Origin of the sequence: Micromonospora sp. DT15 (assembly GCF_049841475.1) — a bacterium.
Taxonomy (GTDB): domain Bacteria; phylum Actinomycetota; class Actinomycetes; order Mycobacteriales; family Micromonosporaceae; genus Micromonospora.
Map to the genome: position 1 here is coordinate 228,164 of NZ_JBNCKJ010000008.1, position 15,378 is coordinate 243,541.

The 15,378-nt window shown below is 70.8% G+C and carries 18 protein-coding genes; 13 read left to right on the forward strand and 5 right to left on the reverse strand.

The window, feature by feature from the left end; genetic code table 11:
• Positions 1-139 precede the first annotated feature (139 nt).
• Genes hemL through ccsB form a run of 6 tightly spaced genes read left to right on the forward strand, consistent with a single transcriptional unit; the run spans position 140 to position 6,123 of the window.
• Positions 140-1,477: a glutamate-1-semialdehyde 2,1-aminomutase gene (gene hemL / locus ACLQ3F_RS19545; protein WP_357197881.1), complete on the forward strand. Its 1,338-nt coding sequence runs from the start codon at positions 140-142 to the stop codon at positions 1,475-1,477.
• A gap of 6 nt (positions 1,478-1,483) precedes the next feature.
• Positions 1,484-2,131, forward strand: a complete 648-nt coding sequence (locus tag ACLQ3F_RS19550; RefSeq protein ID WP_355004800.1) for a histidine phosphatase family protein — start codon at positions 1,484-1,486, stop codon at positions 2,129-2,131.
• Entirely contained in the window at positions 2,131-2,697 is a 567-nt protein-coding gene (locus ACLQ3F_RS19555) for a TlpA family protein disulfide reductase (RefSeq protein WP_425850591.1), read from the forward strand. Before ACLQ3F_RS19550 ends, ACLQ3F_RS19555 begins: the two co-directional genes overlap by 1 nt.
• Positions 2,697-3,515: a cytochrome c biogenesis CcdA family protein gene (locus tag ACLQ3F_RS19560; RefSeq protein ID WP_425850593.1), complete on the forward strand. Its 819-nt coding sequence runs from the start codon at positions 2,697-2,699 to the stop codon at positions 3,513-3,515. Before ACLQ3F_RS19555 ends, ACLQ3F_RS19560 begins: the two co-directional genes overlap by 1 nt.
• Positions 3,515-5,158 (forward strand): cytochrome c biogenesis protein ResB, encoded by a 1,644-nt coding sequence (gene resB, locus ACLQ3F_RS19565; protein ID WP_425850595.1) that lies wholly within the window; start codon positions 3,515-3,517, stop codon positions 5,156-5,158. Before ACLQ3F_RS19560 ends, resB begins: the two co-directional genes overlap by 1 nt.
• Positions 5,158-6,123 carry a c-type cytochrome biogenesis protein CcsB gene (gene ccsB / locus ACLQ3F_RS19570; protein ID WP_425850598.1) on the forward strand — a complete coding sequence of 322 codons (966 nt, stop codon included), beginning with the start codon at positions 5,158-5,160 and terminating at the stop codon, positions 6,121-6,123. Before resB ends, ccsB begins: the two co-directional genes overlap by 1 nt.
• Positions 6,124-6,176: 53 nt before the next feature.
• Here ccsB and ACLQ3F_RS19575 read toward each other — a convergent pair whose 3' ends face one another.
• On the reverse strand, positions 6,177-6,377 hold the full coding sequence (locus ACLQ3F_RS19575) for a hypothetical protein (protein ID WP_425850601.1): 201 nt from the start codon (positions 6,375-6,377) through the stop codon (positions 6,177-6,179).
• Between the two features lie 333 nt (positions 6,378-6,710).
• On the opposite strand from ACLQ3F_RS19575, the gene ACLQ3F_RS19580 reads away from it, so the two are divergent.
• Positions 6,711-7,517: a helix-turn-helix domain-containing protein gene (locus tag ACLQ3F_RS19580; RefSeq protein ID WP_425850603.1), complete on the forward strand. Its 807-nt coding sequence runs from the start codon at positions 6,711-6,713 to the stop codon at positions 7,515-7,517.
• A complete protein-coding gene (locus ACLQ3F_RS19585; RefSeq protein WP_357197899.1) occupies positions 7,508-7,696 on the forward strand; it encodes a DUF397 domain-containing protein in 189 nt (62 codons plus the stop codon). Before ACLQ3F_RS19580 ends, ACLQ3F_RS19585 begins: the two co-directional genes overlap by 10 nt.
• 151 nt (positions 7,697-7,847) lie before the next feature.
• Here ACLQ3F_RS19585 and ACLQ3F_RS19590 read toward each other — a convergent pair whose 3' ends face one another.
• Positions 7,848-8,324 carry a MarR family winged helix-turn-helix transcriptional regulator gene (locus ACLQ3F_RS19590; protein WP_357197902.1) on the reverse strand — a complete coding sequence of 159 codons (477 nt, stop codon included), beginning with the start codon at positions 8,322-8,324 and terminating at the stop codon, positions 7,848-7,850.
• 71 nt (positions 8,325-8,395) lie between these two features.
• On the opposite strand from ACLQ3F_RS19590, the gene ACLQ3F_RS19595 reads away from it, so the two are divergent.
• Positions 8,396-8,950, forward strand: coding sequence for a carboxymuconolactone decarboxylase family protein (locus ACLQ3F_RS19595; RefSeq protein WP_425850607.1), 555 nt, complete (start codon positions 8,396-8,398; stop codon positions 8,948-8,950).
• 24 nt (positions 8,951-8,974) lie between these two features.
• On the opposite strand, the gene ACLQ3F_RS19600 is transcribed toward ACLQ3F_RS19595, so the two are convergent.
• Entirely contained in the window at positions 8,975-9,850 is an 876-nt protein-coding gene (locus tag ACLQ3F_RS19600) for an alpha/beta fold hydrolase (RefSeq protein ID WP_425850609.1), read from the reverse strand.
• A 257-nt stretch (positions 9,851-10,107) separates the two neighbouring features.
• Here ACLQ3F_RS19600 and ACLQ3F_RS19605 point away from each other — a divergent pair, with 257 nt between their 5' ends.
• Positions 10,108-11,568 carry a menaquinone biosynthesis decarboxylase gene (locus ACLQ3F_RS19605; protein WP_124854289.1) on the forward strand — a complete coding sequence of 487 codons (1,461 nt, stop codon included), beginning with the start codon at positions 10,108-10,110 and terminating at the stop codon, positions 11,566-11,568.
• Positions 11,568-12,479, forward strand: coding sequence for a menaquinone biosynthesis prenyltransferase MqnP (mqnP, locus tag ACLQ3F_RS19610; protein WP_357257629.1), 912 nt, complete (start codon positions 11,568-11,570; stop codon positions 12,477-12,479). Before ACLQ3F_RS19605 ends, mqnP begins: the two co-directional genes overlap by 1 nt.
• Here mqnP and ACLQ3F_RS19615 read toward each other — a convergent pair.
• Positions 12,468-13,454, reverse strand: coding sequence for a terpene synthase family protein (locus tag ACLQ3F_RS19615; RefSeq protein ID WP_425850611.1), 987 nt, complete (start codon positions 13,452-13,454; stop codon positions 12,468-12,470). The genes mqnP and ACLQ3F_RS19615 overlap by 12 nt on opposite strands.
• A 152-nt stretch (positions 13,455-13,606) precedes the next feature.
• Here ACLQ3F_RS19615 and ACLQ3F_RS19620 point away from each other — a divergent pair, with 152 nt between their 5' ends.
• Complete coding sequence (locus ACLQ3F_RS19620) at positions 13,607-14,236, forward strand: UbiX family flavin prenyltransferase (protein WP_355004816.1); 630 nt, start codon at positions 13,607-13,609, stop codon at positions 14,234-14,236.
• Positions 14,237-14,379: 143 nt separating this feature from the next.
• On the opposite strand, the gene ACLQ3F_RS19625 is transcribed toward ACLQ3F_RS19620, so the two are convergent.
• The gene (locus ACLQ3F_RS19625; RefSeq protein ID WP_007454516.1) at positions 14,380-14,646 is read right to left on the reverse strand and encodes a BldC family transcriptional regulator; all 267 of its coding nucleotides are present in this window, start codon (positions 14,644-14,646) and stop codon (positions 14,380-14,382) included.
• 270 nt (positions 14,647-14,916) lie between these two features.
• Here ACLQ3F_RS19625 and ACLQ3F_RS19630 point away from each other — a divergent pair, with 270 nt between their 5' ends.
• Positions 14,917-15,375, forward strand: coding sequence for an Lrp/AsnC family transcriptional regulator (locus ACLQ3F_RS19630; protein ID WP_091395696.1), 459 nt, complete (start codon positions 14,917-14,919; stop codon positions 15,373-15,375).
• Positions 15,376-15,378: the final 3 nt, after the last annotated feature.

Consider the following 15,378-nt stretch of genomic DNA (forward strand, 5'->3'; position numbering starts at 1 on the left):
AGGCCGCGAGCCGTCACCGTCCAGGCCACGGGGCCCCCGTGTCGGCGCTGCCGACCGGCGCGGGTCACAGGTGAGCCGGGTAACCCCACCACGGGGTGGCTGCTGGTTGACCGTCCGGCGCTGTCACAATGGCGGCATCGTGACCGACATCTTCTCCGCCGGATCCGGCCGCTACCCAGCCGATGCGCCGGCCTCCGAGGCCCTGTTCGACCGCGCCCGCGCCATCGTGCCGGGCGGGGTGAACTCCCCTGTGCGCGCCTTCCAGGCGGTCGGCGGCACCCCGCGTTTCATGGTCCGTGGTGAGGGCCCGTGGCTGTACGACGCCGACGGTCGCCGCTACGTCGACCTGGTCTGCTCCTGGGGTCCGCTGATCCTCGGGCACGCCCACCCGGAGGTGGTGGAGGCCGTCCAGGCCGCCGCCGCCCGGGGCACCAGCTTCGGCACGCCCACCCCCGGTGAGGTGGAGTTGGCCGCCGAGATCGTCGCCCGGACCCCTGTCGAGCAGGTCCGCCTGGTCAACTCGGGCACCGAGGCGACAATGTCGGCGATCCGGCTGGCCCGCGGCTTCACCGGCCGCTCGAAGATCATCAAGTTCGCCGGTTGCTACCACGGCCACGTCGACGCGCTGCTCGCCGCCGCCGGCTCCGGCGTGGCCACCCTGGGCCTGCCCGACTCGCCCGGCGTGACCGGCGCGGCGGCCAGCGAGACGATAGTGCTTCCGTACAACGACATCCGGGCCGTCGAAGAGGCCTTCGCCGCCGAGGGCCCGCACATCGCCGCGGTGATCACCGAGGCCGCCGCCGGCAACATGGGTGTGGTGGCCCCCCGCGACGGCTTCAACCAGCAGCTCGCCCGGATCGCGCACGCCCACGGCGCCCTGCTGGTGGTGGACGAGGTGATGACCGGGTTCCGGGTCTCCCGCGCCGGGTGGCACGGCCTCGACGCCTCCGACGCGGACCTGTGGACGTACGGCAAGGTCATGGGTGGCGGCCTGCCCGCCGCGGCGTTCGGCGGGCGCGCGGACATCATGGCGCGGCTCGCGCCGGCCGGCCCGGTCTACCAGGCCGGCACCCTCTCCGGTAACCCGCTGGCCTGCGCCGCCGGCCTGGCGACCCTGCGGCTCGCCGACGACGCGCTGTACCAGCGCCTCGACGAGACGGCCGCCGTGGTGGGCAAGCTCGCGTCCGACGCGTTGGCCGCCGCCGGGGTCCCGCACCAACTGTCGTACGCGGGCAGCATGTTCTCGATCTTCTTCACCGACGCCGACGTGGTCGACTACGACAGCGCGCGCACCCAGCAGGTGCCCGCGTTCAAGGCGTTCTTCCACGCGATGCTCGCCGCCGGCGTCTACCTGCCGCCGAGCGCGTTCGAGTCGTGGTTCGTCTCGGCGGCGCTCGACGACGCCGCTCTGGAGCACATCGCCGCCGCGCTGCCCACCGCAGCGAACGCGGCGGCAGCGGCTGGTCACGGGGGGTAGACAACCTTGAGCAAGACTGTGGTTCACGTGCTGCGGCACGGCGAGGTGCACAACCCCGACCAGATCCTCTACGGCCGGCTGCCCGGTTTCCGCCTCTCCGAGCTGGGTGTGCAGATGGCCAAGGCCGCTGCGGAGGGCCTGGCCGAGCGGGAGATCGTGCACGTGGTGGCCAGCCCGCTGGAGCGCGCCCAGCAGACCGCCGAGCCGATCGCCGCCCAGTTCGGGCTGCCGGTCGGGGTGGACGAGCGGCTGATCGAGAGCGCCAACTGGTTCGAGGGCAAGAAGGTCTCCCCGGGTGACGGGTCGTTCCGCGACCCGCGCAACTGGTGGGTGCTGCGCGACCCGGTGACCCCCTCCTGGGGTGAGGCGTACCGGGTGATCGCCGAGCGGATGTTCGCCGCCGTGCACGCCGCCCGGGTCGCCGCCGAGGGACGCGAGGCGGTGCTGGTGTCGCACCAGCTCCCGATCTGGACGTTGCGCCGTCACGTAGAGCGCAAGCGGCTCTGGCACGACCCGCGCAAGCGGCAGTGCGGCCTGGCGAGTCTCACCTCGTTCCACTTCGACGGCGCGAAGGTGGCGGGCATCGGCTACAGCGAGCCGGCCGCGCACCTGATCGCCCTCTCCGCGACCGCCCGGACGGCCAAGGGGGCCTGATGAACGCCCGGAGGTGGACCGCCGGTCTGCTCGCCACCGTCGCCGCGGTGGCGCTGGTCGGCTGCACGTCCGGGGGCGGCGGGGAGAAGCAGTGCACCAGCGACGGCCTCACGATCACCTGCGCGCCGGACCAGCGGTCGAAGACGCCCAAGGTGGTCGGCGAACTGCTCACCGGTGGCCAGTACGACGTCTCCCAGGCACGCGGTCAGGTCGTCGTCGTCAACTTCTGGGGTTCCTGGTGCGCGCCCTGCCGCGCGGAGGCTGACGACCTGGAGGACACCTACCAGGCCACCAAGGCGTCCGGGGTGACCTTCCTGGGCATCAACGTGCAGGACAGCAAGGACAAGGCGATCGCCTTCGAGCGGGGGCGGGTCACCTACCCGAGCATCTTCGACCCGTCCAGCAGCCAGGCGCTGAACTTCGACATCCCGCCCAATTCCACGCCGGCGACGGTGGTCCTCGATCGCGACGGCCGGATCGCCGCGGTGATCCGTCGCGCCGTGACCAGGGACGAGCTACGGCCGATCGTCGAACGGGTCGCCGCCGAGAAGCCGGCGCCGAACTGATGGGCGAGACCTTCCGGGAGTTGGCCCTCAGCGGGCCGCTGCTGCTCGCCATCGGCGCGGCGGCGCTCGCCGGCCTGGTCAGCTTCCTCTCCCCGTGCGTCCTTCCGCTCGTCCCCGGCTACCTGTCGTACGTGACCGGTCTGGCCGGCGCCGACCTGGAGGGCCGGCGGCCGCAGGCCGATCCCGTGCCGGCCGGCGGGGGTGTCGCGGTCAAGGAACGGGTCGCGCGGGTCGGCGCGGTCAAGGGTCGGGTGCTCGCCGGGACGCTGCTCTTCATCGGCGGCTTCACAGTCGTCTTCGTGGCCACCGCGATCCTCTTCGCCAGCATCGGTCGGGTGTTCTTCGACTACAAGCGCGAGTTGCAGATCGGCGTCGGTGTGCTGATCATCGTGGCGGGGTTGAGCTACCTCGGGATGATCCCGGCCCTGCAACGGGAGTTCCGGATCTCCCGGTTGCCATCGGCGGGGCTGCTTGGCGCACCGGTCTTCGGGGCGGTCTTCGCGCTCAGTTGGGTGCCCTGCACCGGCCCCACCCTCGGCGCGGTGATGGGCATGGCCACCGCCAGCGGCCAGAGCGACCGGGCCGTGGTGCTCGCCGTGGCGTACTGCCTCGGGTTGGGGATACCGTTCGTCGTCTTCGGGCTGGGCTTCGAACGCCTGCTCGGGGTCTTCCGCGCCGTCCGGCGCAACAGCCGCTGGGTCACCCGGGTCGGCGGCGCCCTGCTCATCCTGATCGGTCTGGCCCTGGTCACCGGCGGATGGCAGAGCTTCGTGATCTGGCTGCAAACCACCGTCGGGGTGGGCGAGGTGAGCATCTGATGACGGTCGTCGACGACCGACCGGAGACCGCGGCGCCCGCGCCACGCCGCCGGCCGAACCGGCTGCTGGCCCTGCTGCGCAACTCGTGGCGGCAGCTCACCAGCATGCGTACGGCGCTGATCCTGCTCTTCCTGCTCGCGATCGCCGCCATTCCCGGCTCGGTGCTGCCGCAGCGCGGAATCAGCCCGGAGAAGGTCAACGAGTACTTCGTCGACCACCCGGACTGGGCCCCCCGACTGGACCGGATCGGCGCGTTCGAGGTCTTCGGGTCGGTCTGGTTCTCCGCGATCTACCTGCTGCTGTTCACCTCCCTGATCGGCTGCATCACGCCCCGACTGCGCGACCACGTCCGCACGCTGCGGTCCCGTCCGCCGGCTGCGCCGAAGCGGATGGCCCGGCTGCCGCAGCACACGGTGCTGCCCGCCCCGCCCGGTGGGGCGGCGGCGATCGCGGAGGTGCTGCGCAAGCGGCGCTGGCGCGTCGAGGTGCGCGGCGACGAGGTCTCCGCCGAGAAGGGCTACCTCAAGGAGACCGGCAACCTGCTGTTCCACACCTCGCTGATCGCGGTGCTGATCGGGGTGGCGCTCGGCTCCTGGTACGGCTGGAGCGGCAACCGGCTGCTGGTGGCCGGCGCGGACAACGCGTTCTGCAACACCCGCCAGCAGTACGCCGAGGCGAAGCTCGGCCCCCAGGTGGACAGCGCCGACCTGCCCGGCTTCTGCCTGCGGCTGGACGACTTCCAGGCCCGGTTCCTGGCGTCCGGCCAGCCGGAGTTCTTCAACGCCAGGGTGACCGTCAACGGTCCGGACGAGCCGACCCGCAGCGCCGACTTCTCGGTGAACTCGCCGCTGCGCCTGAACGACGCGAGCGTCTACCTGCTCGGCCACGGGTACGCCCCGGTGATCCGCTACACCGACCGGTTCGGCAACAGCCAGATCAGTGACGAGCCGTTCCTGACCACCGGCGACATGGGCCTGACCAGCGAGGGGCTGGCGGCCTTCCCGGACGCGAACGTCGACCCGGCGACCGGCCAGCGCGCACCGGATCTGCAGATGGCGTTCACCGGCATCTACCTTCCCACCGCGCCCGAGCAGGCGCCGTTCGTCCGCTCGCAGTACCCGACCGAGCGCAACCCTGCGCTGAACCTGGTCGCCTACCGCGGCAACCTCGGCCTGGACGCCGGTATCCCCGGCTCGGTCTACCAGCTCGACCAGCGGCAGGTGCGGGCCGGCAAGGTCAAGGAGGTCGGCACCAAACTGCTCCGCAAAGGCGAGACCTGGAGGCTGGACGACGGCACGACAGTCGAGTTCCTGGGCACCGAGCGTTACGTCACCCTCTCCGTCCGGCACGATCCCGGCTCGACGATGCTGCTGGTCAGCTGCGGCGTCCTGCTGATCGGGCTGATGGGTTCGCTGTTCGGAAAGCGCCGCCGGGTGTTCTTCCGGGTGGCGCCGGCCGACCCCGGGGACGGATCTCCGACGAGCGGTAGTAGCTTGATGGAGGTCGGTGGGTTGCCGCGCACCGACTATCCAGGGTTTGCCGACGAGTTCACCCAGCTGGTCGCCGCCGTCAGCGGTGCCGAACGGGCTGGTGCTGGCGCTGACTCCGCTGACCGGGCCGGCGTGCGAGAAGGAGCCGAGTGATGTCCGCACTCTCCGACAATCTGGTGACATTCGCGATCCTGGCGTACCTGGTCGCGATGATCGGCCACGCCGTCGAGTACGCGCTGGGCAACGCCCGTACCCGGGTCGCCACGGCGGCTCCGGTGCGCGAGTTGGTAGGTGCCGGTGGCGTCCCGACGCCGTCCGCGCCGGTCCCTTCGCCACCGACGGTCGACCGCTCGGCCGGGCGGGCCCGGCTCGCGGGCCTGATCGGGGTGGGCGCCACCGCGGTGGCCGCCGCGCTGCACCTGGGGGCGCTGGTCACCCGTGGGCTCGCCGCGGACCGGATGCCGTGGGGCAACATGTACGAGTTCGTGCTCACCGTGACGTTCATCGGGGTGGCCGCCTGGCTCGGGGTGCTCTGGAAGCGGCCGTCGCTGCGTAAGCTCGGGCTCTTCCTCACCCTGGTGATGGTGCTGCTGGTCGCCACCGCCGAGCTGGTGCTGTACGTGCCGATCGTGCCGCTGGTGCCGGCACTGAACTCGTACTGGTTCATCATCCACGTCTCGACGATCGTCTTCGCGTCCGGCATCTTCCTGCTCGGCGTGGTGCCGGCGGTCGGCTTCCTGATGCGCAGCGGGTACGAGCAGGGCAAGCGGAGTTTCCCGTACATCCTGGCGAAGCGGCTGCCCGGTGCGGCCGGCCTGGAGCGGCTGACCTTCGCGCTGCACGCCTTCGCGTTCCCGATCTTCACCTTCGCGGTGATCGCCGGTGCCATCTGGGCCGAGGCAGCCTGGGGTCGGCCGTGGGGCTGGGACCCGAAGGAGACCTGGGCGTTCATCTCCTGGGTGGTCTACGCCGGCTACCTGCACGCCCGCGCGACGCCCAGCGTGAAGCGCAACGTGGCCACCTGGATCGCGGTGCTCGGCTTCCTCACCGTGCTGATGAACCTGTTCGGCGTGAACATCTTCTTCACCGGCCTGCACTCGTACGGCGGGCTGGACTGATCTGGACGTGGAGCGCGGGCCGATCACGGATTCCGTCAGTGACCGGCCCGCGTCTACGGGGTGGGTCGCCAGGCCCGCGTGGCCCGCTCGACCTGGACGGTGACCTGGTAGGACACCTCCGGTAGATCAGCCAACTCGATCCGCTCACCGCGCATCGCCAGTTGGGCGTGCAGCTCCCGAGCGACGGCGTCACGAAGCTCGACCAGCAGGGGCGACAACCCGTCCGGGTCGCCGACGACGTACGCGTCCGACATGAATCCACTCTGCTCCTGCGTCCCGCCGTCCGGCCAGGCACGGTGAGATGTGTCTGCCGGGCTTGACCCGGCCCTGGGCGGCGAGGTGGCGGTGGCCCGCGCCTGGTCACCCATTGATCCACTCGGCTTTCAGGAAGTCGGGGTGTCCTGCGGCCCGGGACACCGCGACTTCGCGAAACCCGAGTGGATCTTGTGCTTGCCGGCCACCCCGGGGCGGGTCGCAGCTCGCGTTACCCCGATATGCGCGTCACGGCATGACGCAGCGTTGAGTGCTCGCTACCGTGCGGCAGGTGGGTCGCACGACCCGACAATTGCGGCGGAAGGTGGGGTGCGGTGACCACAGTGGTGTCCACGGCAGCGCTGATCCGGGAGCAGCTCCGGCGGTCCCGGCTCGCGGCCGGGCTGACCCAGGAGGAGTACGGCAAACGCGCGCACTACTCGCCGTCCATGGTGTCGGCCGTCGAGCTGGGGCACACGGCGCCCAACGAGGCGTACCTGACCCGGGCCGACGAGGTGCTCGACACTGGCGGCCTGCTGACCTCGCTGCGCGAGCTGGGTCGGCGCGACGGCGAGCCGATCTGGTTCCGCCCCTGGCTGGAGGTCGAACGGGTCGCCACCCAGCTGCGCTGCTTCGGCGCGACGATGATTCCCGGGCTGTTGCAGACCGCCGACTACGCCCGGGCGGTGTTCCGGCTCGACCTGGGGCTGACCGCCGACCGGGTGGAGGAGTTGGTGGCGGCCCGGCTGGAGCGGCAGACGATCCTCGACCGGGAGCACCCGCCGCAGCTCACCGCTGTGATCGACGAGGCCGCGCTACAGCGCTTCGCGGAGGGCTGCGCCGGGGTGCTGGCCGGGCAGCTCCGGCACCTGGTGGCGTGCGCCCGCCGCCCGCACATCAGGGTGCACGTGCTGCCGCAGGGTGTGGGCCTGCACGCCGGCCTCTTCGGGCCGTTCATCCTCGGCCGCACCGTCGACGGCAGTTGGCTCGGCTTCCTCGACAACCAGACCGGCGGCACCGCCGTGGACGACATCTTCGAGGTGGCGACCCTGCTCGGAAGGTGGGAGAGTCTGCGCAGTGACGCGCTGCCCCGGCAGCAGTCGATCGACCTGCTCGAGGAGATCGTGAAGCCATGGATCTGACCGGAGCCCGCTGGCGCAAGTCCACCCGGAGCGGCAACGACGCCGGCGCGTGCGTCGAGGTCGCCGACAACCTGCCCGGCCGGGTGCACGTCCGCGATTCCAAGGACCGCGACGGCGACCTGCTGACCTTCAGCCCGGCCGCGTGGCGGGCCTTCGTCGAGCTGGCCCGCACCCACTGACTGCCCGCCGAGCAGCGCAGCCGGTCGTCGGCCCGCGATCAGCCGCCAACCACGCAGTCGCGCGGCGGCCCGCGATCAGCCGCCAACCACGCAGTCGCGCGGCGGCCCGCGATCAGCCGCCAACCACGCGCAGCCGATCGGCAGCCGACGATCAGCCGCCGAACCAGCCGGGCACGTCGAGCCGGAACCAGTTGGCCGAGGCCATCGTGCCGAGGTCGTCTTCCATCGCGGTGACCCGTTCCGGGCCGAGCGTGTCCGCCCACTGTGCACGCAGCCGGTCGAAGATCTCGGCCGAGCGGCGTAGCCCGTCGGCGCCGCGCGGGGTCACCCGGACCAGCCGCCGTCGGGCGTCGGTGGGGTCGTCGACCCGTTCCAGGTAGCCGACGGCCACCAACCGGTCGACGGTCTTGCCGGCGGCCTGTTTGGAGATGCCCAGCCGCTGGCCCAGCTCGGTGGCGGTGGTGCCCTCCGCGCCGACCGCCTGGAGCACGAACCCGTGCAGCGGTCGCAGCTCCGGATGCCCCTCACGGGCCAGCTCGGCGTGCAGATCGTCGATCAGCGTCCGGAAGCCGGCCAGCAGCAACAGCGGCAGCGCGAAGCCGGGGCGCGCGGGATCAGCGCTTGCCATGTTCGACAACCACGTTTACTATTTCGTCAACCACGTTGACCATCCTACTGCACTGTGGAAGGTAGGTAACCATGCCCGTATTCACCGCTCACACCGCCGGGACCGCGCCAGCCGCCGCCCGACGAGCCATCGAGGGCGTACACGGCCGGTTCGGCTGGCTGCCCAGCGCAGTGGCGCTGATAGCCGACTCGCCGCAGTTGCTCACCGGCTTCCTCACCGCCAGCGCGGGCTTCGAGCAGACCGACCTCGCCCCGTTGGAGCGGGAGGTGGTCATCCTGACGGTCTCCACCAGTCACGAATGCCAATTTTGCGTCGCCCTGCACAGCGGCAAGCTCACCCAACTCGGCGCGACCGCCGAGCTGATCACCGCGCTGCGTGCCGGCTCGGCGCTGCCCGAACCACGCCTGGAGGCGTTGCGTCGGTTCACACTGGCCGTGCTCGACCACCGGGGCGCAGTGCCGGACGACGAACTGGACGACCTCCTGGCCGCCGGCTACCAGCCCCGGCACGCGCTGGACGTGGTGCTCGGCGTCGGTGCGTACACCATGTCCACCTTCGCCAACCGGCTCACCCGGGCACCGCTCGACCCGCCACTGGCCGCCCACGCCTGGACGCCCGCCGCCTGATCGCTGACACCTGCGGACCCCTGCTCAGGCCGCCTGGAGGAAGTCACGCAGCAGGGCGAGCATCTCGTCCGGACGCTCCTCGTACAGCCAGTGCCCGCAGTCCTCGATCACCTCGCCGCGGACCGTGTCGGCGTACCGGCGGACCTGCTCGGCGACCTGCCCACCAAGGCTGGCCGCCGATCCGACGGCCAGCACCGGCATGGTCAGCTTCGTGCCTCGGTACGCAGCGTTGGCCGCGATGTCCTGCTCGAACGCCCGGAAGTAGGCGAAGCTGGCCCGCAGATGTGCCGGATCGTGCAGATGGCTGGCGAACTCCTCGATGTCGGGTGCGCTGATGCTGCCCTTGCGCACCATCAGCGCGTCGGTGAACCTGTCCACCCAGAGCGACTCCCGCCCGTTGACCAGTGCCTCCGGAAGCCCGTTGCCGAGAGAGAAGTAGCCGAAGTTCCACACCCCGGGCCCGGCCGAGGTGAGCGCGGGGAACGTGTAGATGCTCTCGTCGGGGATCGGCGCCTCGGTGAGCGCCAGCCGGCTCACCCGCTGCGGATGGGCGGCGGCGTACGCGTACGCCACCATGGTCCCCAGGTCGTGTCCGACCAGTCGAAGGTCACTGACCAGGCCGAGCTGGTCGAGTAGGCCGTGCAGGTCGGCGGCGACCGTCTTCTTGTCGTACCCGGTGTCCGGGGCGTCGCTGCCCCCGAAGCCGCGCAGGTCGGGCGCTACCACGTCGAAGGAGCGCCCCAACTCGGGCAGCAGGTGCCGCCACATGTACCAGCACTGCGGGTACCCGTGCAGCAGCACCAGCGGCGGGCCGGCGCCGCCACGAACGTAGTTCATGGTGATCTGGCCGACCCGAGCCCGCTGCTCGGTGAACCCCGCCGGAACCCGTTCCACGCCCATCGCCGCCTCCGCCCGCCGTCCGTCTGCCCGGCTACCCGCTCAACCGCCCGCCATGCCCGCGAGGTTCGGGTTCTGCCGGTTGATCCACTCGCCTTCCTTGAAGTCGCGGTGTCCGGCGGCCTGGGACACCGCGACGTCCTGAAAGCCGAGTCGATCTAGGCGCGCCGCCCGCCGCCCGCCGCTGACAGGGGGGCGATCGCGAGCGTCACAGCACCCGGCTTGGGCCGTTCGGGAGCCCGTGCGGGAGACTGGGTGACATGGCGGCTCGTGGCTTCCCGTACACCGATCTCAAGGACTTCCTCGCGGCGCTGGAGCGCGCGGGGGAGTTGCGCCGGGTCGACGTCCCGGTCGATCCGACCCTGGAGATCAGCGAGGTGGTCACCCGGACGGTGCGGGCCGGCGGCCCGGCGCTGCTCTTCGAGCGTCCGACCCGGGGCGAGATGCCGGTGGCGATCAACCTGTTCGGCACCGAGAAGCGGATGGCGATGGCACTCGGGGTGGAGAACCTCGACGAGATCGGCGCGCGGATCGGCGAGATGCTCAAGCCGGAACTGCCGCAGGGCTTCTCGGGCATGATGGGCGGGCTCGGCAAGGTCATGCAGCTCAAGTCCATGCCGCCGAAGAAGGTCAAGACGGCCCCCTGCCAGCAGGTGGTCTACCGCGGCGACGACGTCGACCTCAACCGGTTGCCCGGGCTGCAGGTCTGGCCGGGCGACGGCGGGATCTTCCACAACTTCGGGCTGACCCACACCAAGCACCCCGAGACGGGCAAGCGCAACCTCGGGCTCTACCGCCTCCAGCAGCACTCGCACAACACCATCGGCATGCACTGGCAGATCCACAAGAACTCCACGGCGCACCACGCGGTCGCCGAGCGGCTCGGGCAGCGCCTGCCGGTCGCGATCGCCATCGGTGCCGACCCCGCGGTCGCCTACTCGGCCAGCGCGCCACTGCCAGCGGACATCGACGAGTACCTGTTCGCCGGTTTCCTGAGCGGCGAGCGGGTGGAGATGGTCGACTGCCTGACCGTGCCGCTACAGGTGCCGGCGCACGCGCAGATCGTGCTGGAGGGTTACATCGAGCCGGGCGAGCGACTGCCGGAAGGCCCGTTCGGCGACCACACCGGCTTCTACACGCCGGTCGAGCCGTTCCCGGTGATGCACATCGAAGCGATGACCATGCAGCGAAACCCCGTCTACCACTCGATCGTCACGTCGCAGCCGCCGCAGGAGGACCACGGCCTCGGCAAGGCCACCGAGCGGATCTTCGCGCCACTGCTGCGCTTCCTGATCCCGGACATCGTCGATTACAACCTGCCCGCCGCCGGGGTCTTCCACAACTGCGCGATCGTGTCGATCCGTAAGCGCTACCCGAAGCACGCCCAGAAGGTGATGAACGCGATCTGGGGCGCGCACATGATGTCGCTGACCAAGCTGATCGTGATCGTCGACGAGGACTGCGACGTGCACGACTACAACGAGGTGGCCTTCCGCGCCTTCGGCAACGTCGACTACTCGCGCGACCTGCTGCTCACCGAGGGCCCGGTGGACCACCTCGACCACGCGTCGTACCAGCAGTTCTGGGGCGGCAAGGCGGGCGTCGACGCGACCCGCAAGCTACCCACCGAGGGCTACACCCGCGGCTGGCCGGAGGGGATGAGCATGAGTCCCGAGGTCACGTCCCTGGTCGACAAGCGCTGGAAGGAGTACGGAATCTGATGGCCGTCATCGACGCACCGGCGGCGAAGCCGGGCCGGACCAAGTCCTTCCTGAAGCTCGTCGCCGTCGAGCACTCCGTCTTCGCGCTGCCGTTCGCGTTCCTCTCCGCGCTGGCCGCCATGCAGATCAACGGCGGCCGGGTACGGTGGCTCGACCTGCTGCTGATCACCGTGGCAATGGTCGGGGCGCGGACGTTCGCGATGGCCGCCAACCGGATCCTCGATCGCAAGATCGACGCGCGGAACCCGCGTACCGCCGGTCGGGAACTGGTCACCGGAGCGGTGAGCGTGCGGACGGCCTGGACCGGCGCGGCCGTCGCACTCGTGGTCTTCCTCGTCGCCGCCGCCCTGCTCAACCCGCTCTGCCTGGTCCTCGCGCCGCTCGCCGTGGTGCCGCTGGTCGTCTACCCCTACGCCAAGCGGTTCACCAACTGGCCGCACGCCATCCTCGGTATCGCCCAGGCGGTCGGCCCGGTCGGCGCCTGGCTGGCGGTCACCGGCACCCTGGACGGGTCCGGGCCGGCCTGGCTGCTCGGCGCGGCGGTGGGGCTGTGGATCGGCGGCTTCGACCTGATCTACGCCTGCCAGGACTCCGAGATCGACCGGGAGATCGGCGTGCACAGCGTGCCCGCCCGGTACGGTCGGCGCTTCGCGCTGCACGCCTCCTCTGTCGCGCACGTGGTGACCTTCGCGCTGTTCGTCTGGTTCGGTGCGCTGATCGGTCTCGGTTGGCTCTGGTGGATCGGGCTGGCGTTGACCGCAGTGGCGTTCGCCTACCAGCACCTGGTGGTCACCCCGACCGACCTCAGCAAGGTCAACCGGGCGTTCTTCACCGCAAACGGGTTCGTCGGCATCGCGCTGTTCTTCTTCGCCCTGCTCGACCTGGTGATCCGGCTCGGCCTACGGCCCTGAGGTCGGCGGGCTGGTGCTGACCGGGTAGCGGGCGCTCTCGAAGGTCCAGTCGATGGTCCCGCGCACGGCGTTCGCGATCCCGTCGAGATGGTCGGCGACCGTCTCGTCCAACGCCGGGCCGAACGAGGGCACCGCGGCTCGCAACGCGACGAAGCGCCCCATCGCCTCCCGCCAGTGCTCGGCAGCCCGCTCGGCCGCCTCCGCCTCCGTAACGCCCAGTTCGGCCTCGATGGCGAGGACCAGGTTGTGCCCGCCAGCGGTCACCCGGTCCCGTTTCAGCGAGGCCAGGTCGTTGTACCAGGAGAGCAGGTCGTTGCCGGTGCGGGCGATCTGACGCAGCAGCGGGTGGTGGTAGACCGGGTCGGGCAACGGTCGGCCGCTGACGAACTCCACGAGCGGGTACGACACCTCCGCCGCCGAGGTCGACCGACGTAGCTCGACGTACTCGTCCACGCTCGGACGGCGGCCGGTCTCCTTGCTGACGGCTTCCTGCCAGGTGCCGTCGAGGTGCCGGGCCACCGCGTCGGCGAAACGCTGCCGCCACCGTGCCGGCATCCGGCGGCGCGGCTCCCGCCAGGCCAGCACCAGCAGTCGGCGCAGCGGGCCGGTCAGCCCGGCCTGCCGTAGCCGGGTGCCGTCGTGCAGGAGCGCCAGGGTGCCGTTGCGCAGCGCCCGGATCTGCTCCGGCGTCAACCGGTCCGGCCCGTCGCAGGCGTCATCGACCAGAAAGAACCAGGTGAACATCGCGGCCAGCACCCGCAGGTCGGCTTCGGTCGCCGCCGGGTAGAGCCGCGCGGCGTACCGGGCGAAGGCGCCCTGGGACAGCCGGCGCAGCGCGGCGTCGTCCAGTGGAAGGCCAAGCTCGGGCAGCAGATCGAGCAGCCAGTCCTGCACACGATCGACGTGTGGTGGTGGAAGCCGGGGCGGGATCGGACATTCGGCACGCAGCGCCCGGAGGATCTCGCCGGTCGTCACCGATGCCTCCTCCTCGAGATGGAGCCGGTGCGAATCGCCAGCGGCAGCATGTCAGATCGGCCGGTTGCGCCGGTGCCCCGCCCGACATGTCGGACCGGACCAACCACGGGGGTGCCCACCAGCGGATCAGCCGGACCAGGCAGGCTGGGGGCATGCGGGAACCATGGGTGGTCGGGGTCTCCGGTGCCTCTGGCACGCCGTACGCGGCGGCCGTCATCGGCGGACTGCTCGACGCGGGCGAGCCGGTGGACCTGATCGTGTCCCGGGCGGCGCGACTCACAGTGCTCGACGAGACCGGCCGCCCCTTCCGTGACGGGCACTGGGCCGAGGACCTCGCCGCGTGGCTGGATCGGGACCTGACCGCGGCGGATGTACGGCACTGGCCGGCCGGCGACCTGGCCGCCGGGCCGAGCAGCGGCTCCTACCGGGTACGCGGAATGGCAGTGGTCCCGGCCAGCACTGCCGCCTGCGCGGGCATCGCGATCGGGCTCTCCAAGGATCTGTTGCAGCGTGCCGCTGAGGTCAACCTCAAGGAACGCCGTCCCGTGGTGCTGGTCCCCCGGGAGACACCGGTGACCCGCAGCCACCTGGAGCACCTCATCGCCCTGCACGACGCGGGCGCGGTGGTGCTGCCGGCCAGCCCCGGCTTCTACGGCGCCGGGGCGGCGGCCAGCGCGCAGCAACTGGTCGACTTCGTGGCCGGCAAGGTGCTGGACGCGCTCGGCGTCCCGCACACCCTGTTCCGGCGGTGGTCCGGCCAGCTCGGCGCAGCCCGGAGCTGAGCTGTCCCGTCGTGCTGTTCCGTCCCGCTCGCGCTGGGCATGGTTGTGCTGCTCAGCACGAGCGGTGTTGCCGCCCGGCGGTTGGCCGAAGCGGGACGCGGACCGGACTGGTGTCCGGTCCGCGTGGCGTTGTCCGCACCAGTTCAGTACATGCCGGCGTTGGCCGGACCCGGCCCCGTGGATGCTGCCGGCCCCACATTGCGTGGCTTACCGACCTCATCCACTTCGTCCAGCATGCCCTCCCCCTCAAGCAGGGCTCGCACCTCGGATTCCCGAAACCGGCGATGCCCGCCTGGAGTCCGGATGCTTCCTATCCGGCCGGCCGCCGCCCATCTCGTCACAGTTTTCGGGTCTACCCGAAACAGCGCGGCGACCTCACCCGGTGTCAGCAGGCGATCTCCAGTGTCCACAGCCCCCTCCTCGCGTCGACGAAGCCCCCGGCTGAACACACTGCCCCCGGCTGGTGCGTAGCCCAGAGCCGTCATGAGGGACGTATGGCAATTACAGCACCAGGGACATGGCCTGTCCGCCCAAACGCGAAAAATGCACTGAGTGGGGAGTTAGTAATGTTACTGGTGCTACCTCGGCCCTGACCGGCGGTTTATGAACAGTGACTCACCGCTCAGTCCAACGGGTGCCGAAGGCCGCACGTTACGCGTCAGCGGTTAAGGTGACTCTCTGTGGATGCCATCGACCTGAGCCTCGTCGACCTGCTGCGCGGCAACGCCCGCCTCTCGTACGCCGAGTTGGCCCGTCAGGTGGGTCTCTCGGCGCCGGCCGTGCACGAGCGGGTCGGCAAGCTGGAGAGCAGCGGCGTCGTCCGGGGTTACCGCGCGGATGTGGCCCCGGAGTCGATCGGGTTGGGTGTCACGGCGCTGATCGGCATCGTCGAGGACTCCGGTGCCGACAGCGACGACATGCTGGAGTCGCTGCGGGTGCTGCCCGAGATCGAGTCCTGCTACTTCATGGCCGGCGTGGAGTCGTTCCTGCTCAAGGCACGGGTCGGCACGATCGCCGAGCTGGAGCAGTTGATCGTGCGGTTGAACCGGACGCCGGGGGTGGCCTCCACCCGTACCGCCATCGCGCTCTCCACGAAGTGGGAGAACCGCCCCCAGCCGGTCGGGCCGCCCGCGGCCTGACCG

What these genes read in the sequence shown, in the direction of transcription:
- ACLQ3F_RS19595 (WP_425850607.1), top strand. Translation starts at nt 8,396, where the DNA reads ATGCCCGTATTCACCGCTCACACCGCCGGGACCGCGCCAGCCGCCGCC.
- ACLQ3F_RS19605 (WP_124854289.1), top strand. Translation starts at nt 10,108, where the DNA reads ATGGCGGCTCGTGGCTTCCCGTACACCGATCTCAAGGACTTCCTCGCG.
- ACLQ3F_RS19585 (WP_357197899.1), top strand. Translation starts at nt 7,508, where the DNA reads ATGGATCTGACCGGAGCCCGCTGGCGCAAGTCCACCCGGAGCGGCAAC.
- resB (WP_425850595.1), top strand. Translation starts at nt 3,515, where the DNA reads ATGACGGTCGTCGACGACCGACCGGAGACCGCGGCGCCCGCGCCACGC.
- ACLQ3F_RS19560 (WP_425850593.1), top strand. Translation starts at nt 2,697, where the DNA reads ATGGGCGAGACCTTCCGGGAGTTGGCCCTCAGCGGGCCGCTGCTGCTC.
- ACLQ3F_RS19555 (WP_425850591.1), top strand. Translation starts at nt 2,131, where the DNA reads ATGAACGCCCGGAGGTGGACCGCCGGTCTGCTCGCCACCGTCGCCGCG.
- ACLQ3F_RS19590 (WP_357197902.1), bottom strand. Translation starts at nt 8,324, where the DNA reads ATGGCAAGCGCTGATCCCGCGCGCCCCGGCTTCGCGCTGCCGCTGTTG.
- ACLQ3F_RS19620 (WP_355004816.1), top strand. Translation starts at nt 13,607, where the DNA reads ATGCGGGAACCATGGGTGGTCGGGGTCTCCGGTGCCTCTGGCACGCCG.
- mqnP (WP_357257629.1), top strand. Translation starts at nt 11,568, where the DNA reads ATGGCCGTCATCGACGCACCGGCGGCGAAGCCGGGCCGGACCAAGTCC.
- ACLQ3F_RS19575 (WP_425850601.1), bottom strand. Translation starts at nt 6,377, where the DNA reads ATGTCGGACGCGTACGTCGTCGGCGACCCGGACGGGTTGTCGCCCCTG.
- ccsB (WP_425850598.1), top strand. Translation starts at nt 5,158, where the DNA reads ATGTCCGCACTCTCCGACAATCTGGTGACATTCGCGATCCTGGCGTAC.
- ACLQ3F_RS19600 (WP_425850609.1), bottom strand. Translation starts at nt 9,850, where the DNA reads ATGGGCGTGGAACGGGTTCCGGCGGGGTTCACCGAGCAGCGGGCTCGG.